General features: G+C 63.4%; 4 protein-coding genes. All 4 read right to left on the reverse strand.

Annotation, left to right across the window (positions count from 1 at the left end):
• The coding region (gene pstS, locus QZY06_RS07830) for a phosphate ABC transporter substrate-binding protein PstS (protein ID WP_367275587.1) at positions 1-679 on the reverse strand (679 nt) is incomplete at its 3' end.
• Between the two features lie 249 nt (positions 680-928).
• Positions 929-2,398 carry a hydroxymethylglutaryl-CoA synthase family protein gene (locus tag QZY06_RS07835; RefSeq protein WP_022978385.1) on the reverse strand — a complete coding sequence of 490 codons (1,470 nt, stop codon included), beginning with the start codon at positions 2,396-2,398 and terminating at the stop codon, positions 929-931.
• 32 nt (positions 2,399-2,430) lie between these two features.
• A complete protein-coding gene (locus QZY06_RS07840) occupies positions 2,431-3,564 on the reverse strand; it encodes a glycosyltransferase (RefSeq protein WP_295682527.1) in 1,134 nt (377 codons plus the stop codon).
• A 53-nt stretch (positions 3,565-3,617) separates the two neighbouring features.
• Positions 3,618-4,754, reverse strand: coding sequence for an adenosyl-hopene transferase HpnH (gene hpnH / locus QZY06_RS07845; protein ID WP_295682525.1), 1,137 nt, complete (start codon positions 4,752-4,754; stop codon positions 3,618-3,620).
• Between the last annotated feature and the right edge of the window lie 108 nt (positions 4,755-4,862).

Below are 4,862 nucleotides of genomic sequence, written 5' to 3' on the forward strand. Positions count from 1 at the left end.
AGGTGTCGGCTTCCGGAGCGACGGTGCCGCCGCTCTTGTTGATCATCTTGGTGTAGGTCAGCTTGTTCTGCTTGGCGTAGGCGTACTCGATGTAACCGATCGAGCCCTTGGTCTGCTTGACCACGCCGGCAACGCCTTCATTGCCCTTGGCGCCGATACCGGTCGGCCACTCGACGGCGGAATTGGCACCGACGGCTTCGCGCCATTCCGAATTGGTCTTCGCGAGGTAGTCGGTAAACAGGAAGGTCGTGCCCGAACCATCCGAACGATGGACCACGGCGATCTTGGTCTTCGGCAGCTTGGCCGACGGATTCAGCGCGACGATCGCCTTGTCGTCCCAGGCGGTGATCTGGCCAAGGAAGATGCGCGAAATGAGGTCGGAACTCAGCACCAGGTCGCCAGGATTGATTCCTTCGACATTGATGACCGGCACAACACCGCCCATCACGGCCGGGAACTGCGTCAGGCCGGCTTCGTTGAGTTCTTCGATTTTCAGCGGCTTGTCGGAAGCGCCGAAGGTGACGGTCTTGGCCTTGATCTGCTTGATGCCGCCGCCCGAACCGATCGACTGATAGTTGAGGCCGATGTCGGTGTCTTTCTTGTAGGTATCCGCCCACTTCGAGGCGATCGGATAGAAAAAGGTTGATCCGGCGCCGGAGATATCGGCAGCCAGCGCCATCGGCGCGATGAAGGTGACAGCGGCGCCAAGCACGAAAGTACGCAGCGCAACTTTGTTGATGAGACTCACGAATTTCTCCTGAAGGGTTCGGCCCGAAAACCGACCGTAATGTCAGCTACTTAGAGCGTACTGGCGTTGCTTGACAGTTTCGTTGCACTGAAACCGGTCAAAGCTTGCCAAAGCACCCGTCAGGCATAGTGTTTGCGACTTTTGTGACAGTTGCATGACGGCGTTGACAAAAAATCAACGCTAGACGCCCAGGTCGTAGTAGGCGATCCCGAAATCCTGCAGCGCGCCGGTACGGCGATCGCCGATGCGATTGATGCGGATGCCGCGGCAGGCAGGTGCAATGCCCGGTGCCGGGCGGCCTTCGTGCAGCGCCGCGTACTGCTCGGCGTTCAGCGCGACGGCGCCATCGAGCGCGCCGGCCAGATGGATGCGGCTTGCGGCGTCCTGCCAGCCCGGCACGATGCGCGCGGGAATCGCTTCGGAGGCGTCGCCGCTGCCGTAGCCGATCAGCAGGATTTCGCGGCCGGCGAGATCGCGGCCGGCTTTCGCAGCTTCTTCGAGGCCTGCAGCAAGCCAGCCCGGGAGTGCGGCCGAATACAGGTTGCCCATCGCCATCATCGGCTTGGCGCCGAGACGCATCTTGTCGTCGACCACGCGCTTGTAGGTGTCGGTCTCGCGGAAGGCTTTCATCAGCCCGGCAGTCAGCGGATACGGTTCGGCGACGGTGCCGTCGAAGTCCGGCTCGAAGGCGCGGGTGGTCACCGCTGCCATCTCGGCCGCGAGCTGCACCGGATCGACGCCGGACGCCACGCAGTAGCCGTTCAGCTCATCGGCACCGAGCGCACCGTCGGCGCCGAGCGCGAACAGGTAGCCGAGCGCCCAGGCCGTGACCGGCATCTTGTGATACGGGCGATGCATGAACACCGCTTCCAGCTCGCGGAAATAGCGGCCGTGGGCGCCGCCGCGCTTGGCCAGCAGCTGGTCGATTGCCGACAGGGTTTCGTCGACATAGCAGGCGGTCGAGAACTTGCCGTTGAACACCGGGAAATCGGACAGGCGACCGCTGACGCTGGTGGTCTGGCCGGCATAGCGCTGGAACGGCTTGCGGAAGTCGAGGCCGCGGAACGTCGAGGCGCTGCCGCCGTTGCGCAGATCGAGGGCGACGATCTTCGGATCGCGCTCCAACAGCATGGCGACGGCACCGGCGCCCTGCGTCGGTTCGCCGGAGGAGCCGCGCTCGTATTCGGCGATGTCGGCAGCCACGACCACGGCCTGACGCTCGGCGCCATCGTGGGCCAGATAGCGCACCGCGCCCTTCAGGCCATAGACACCGGCCAGGCAGGCCTGCTTGAACTCCGGCACCTCGCAGTCGCGGGCGATGCGCGGCCGGCCAGTGGCGGCCAGTGCGCGATCGACGAGACCACGGACGATCACCGCACCGGTGGCGTTGTCGACGCTGGACTCGGTGCCCAGCGCCAGATAGCCGATCTTCGCCGGGTCGACAGCATTGCGATCGATCAGCGCCAGCACCGCGTTCGCCGCCATCGTGTAGACGTCTTCCTCGACACCCGGCACCCGGAAGCTTTCACCGATCACTGCGCGGGTCTTGTCCCAGCTGTTGCCGGTCCACTCGCACCATTCGCGCAGGTCCACGCGATACGGCGGCACATAGGCCGCGAAGGCACTGATGCCGAATTCTGCCTTGCTCATGTCTTCTCTCTCTTTTTAACGCCCGACGTCAGTCAGTGATGGACTTCGTAGGTGCGGTTTTTCCATTTCGAGCGCACGCCGCGCCAGCTCCGGATTGCGGAACTCCACGTCATCCCGAGATACAGCGCCCCAATCAAAGGTGAGGCCAGCGCCCAGAGCGGCGACAGGCCGTAGTAATGCAGGGTCGGCACATAGGCTGCGCACATCGCCAGCAGCGCCAATGCGGCCAGCCAGGAGCCATGCGCCAGTGCCACCAGCGGAAACCAGTAGGCCAGCGCGAACAGCGCAGTGACCAGCAGCAGCAGCGGCGTCGAGTAGCGCAGCTGGGTGAACGCCGAGCGGGCGACCATGTCATGCACGCTTTTCAGAGTGCCGTAGGGGCGCAGCGAGATGACGCCGCGGCTGAGGCCGATCCAGGTCTTGTAGCCGCCGTCCTTGATGTGCCGCGCCAAGGTGCAGTCATCGATCAGCGCGTCCTTCAGGCATTCGAAGGCGTTGACCTTGCGCAGCGCAGCCGTGTCGACCAGCACGCAGCCACCAGCCGCAGCCGCGACCCATTTCGACGGCGAGTTCGACACCGAGAACGGATAGATCAGCTTGAAGTAGTAGACGAAGGCCGGCAGTAACAGGCGATCCCAGAACGAGGTGCGGCGCAGATCGGCCATCAAGCTGACGAAGTGCGCGCCAGTGGCCCGCTTGTGCGCGAGCAGTGCCGACAGCAGGCCCGGTTCCAGCGCGATATCGGCATCGAGCAGCAAGGTCATCGACGTCTTGACCCGCGACTTGCCCTGCTCCAGCGCCCACAGCTTGCCGGCCCAGCCTTTCGGCAACGGCTGGCCGGCAATCACTTCGACATTCGGATAGCGACGGGCGATGTCGCCGGTGCCGTCATCGGACTGGTCGTCGATGACGACGATCTTCAGCCCGGATCCCGATCCATCGGTCTGGGCTTGAAGTCTGTCCAGCGTGCGCTCGAGGACTTCGGCCTCGTTGCGTGCCGGAATCAGCACGGTGACCTGATCCATATCGCCGCTGCCGCCCTGATGATTCGGCCCGAAGCCGGTCGGCTCCAGCTGCTCGCGGACGCTCCACGGCCGCCAGGGGGCCAGCCACAGGCCGAACCACATGACAGCCGCAGGAACGGCCAACCAGAACGCGGCATCCATCTCGATCACCTTTGACGATCGGCGGTTGCGGAGATCGCAGCTGCCGACCAGCCCTAGGCCTTTTCGGCTGCCGGCTTGGCCTTCTTGGTGATCGCGCTGACCGGAATCCGCACTGCTGCTGCATCACTGCGATTGCCGTAGAGAATCGGCAGATCGGGCGCCATCGGGCCATCGATGTCCGGGCCGAACAGCGCCACTCTGGCCGCCTTCAGCGGATTGGCGAAAGTGTCGTTGACCGCCGTGCCTTCGAAGCCGCAGTGCGCCATGCAGTTGTCGCACTTCGGGTTCTTGCCGACACCGTAGTTTTCCCATTGGGTGGTTTCCATCAGCTCCTTGTAGGTGCTGACATGACCTTCGTCGACGAGCAGGTAGCAGGGCTTCTGCCAGCCGAACACGTTGTAGGTCACCGTGCCCCAGGGCTCGCACTGGTAGGCCTGGTTGCCGGCGATGAAGTCGAGGAACATCGGCGACTGGTTGAACTTCCAGTTCGACTTGCGCGCGCGGCCGATGCGGAAGACATCGCGGAACAGCTGCTTCGACGAGGTGCGGCCGAGGAACACGTCCTGACGCGGCGCGTGCTGGTAGCTGTAGCCCGGCGATACGGTGATGCCTTCAACGCCCAGGGTCATCGCGTAGTCGAAGAAGTCGGCGATCTCTTCCGGCGGCTCGCCCGAGAACAGCGTGCAGTTGATGGTGACGCGGAAGCCGCGCTCGACACACATCTTGATCGCTTCGACAGCCTTGACGAAGACGCCGTCCATGCACACCGATTCGTCGTGGCGCTTTTCAAGACCGTCGAGATGGATCGACATCGTCAGGTAGGGCGACGGGGTGTAATCGTTGATGTGCTTCTTCAGCAGGATCGCGTTGGTGCACAGGTAGACGAATTTCTTCATCTTCACCAGGCCGGCGACGATCTGAGGCATTTCCTTGTGAATCAGCGGCTCGCCACCCGGAATCGAGACCATTGGCGCGCCGCATTCGGCGGCGGCAGCCAGCGCTTTCTCGACGCTGACGCGCTGCTGCAGGATGTCCTTCTCGTAATCGATCTTGCCGCAGCCGGCACAGGCGAGATTGCACTGGAATAGTGGCTCCAGCATCAACACCAGCGGGTAGCGCTTCACACCCGCAAGCTTCTTGCCGAGGAGGTAGCGTGCGACGGTGACCTGCTGGATAAGCGGAACGCCCATGGGTTCTCCAAAACTCTAGTGACTGCGCCAGACGGCGCTGCTGTGACGACTCCGCCGAACGCTGGCGGTGCCTTTTGCAGAGAGTGAGGAACCAGCCTGATCCAGACC

Source organism: uncultured Nevskia sp. (assembly GCF_903885465.1).
Taxonomy (GTDB): Bacteria; Pseudomonadota; Gammaproteobacteria; order Nevskiales; family Nevskiaceae; genus Nevskia.

Excerpts from the sequence above, each read along its gene's own strand:
- QZY06_RS07835 (WP_022978385.1), bottom strand. The coding sequence starts at position 2,398 with ATGAGCAAGGCAGAATTCGGCATCAGTGCCTTCGCGGCCTATGTGCCG.
- QZY06_RS07840 (WP_295682527.1), bottom strand. The coding sequence starts at position 3,564 with ATGGATGCCGCGTTCTGGTTGGCCGTTCCTGCGGCTGTCATGTGGTTC.
- hpnH (WP_295682525.1), bottom strand. The coding sequence starts at position 4,754 with ATGGGCGTTCCGCTTATCCAGCAGGTCACCGTCGCACGCTACCTCCTC.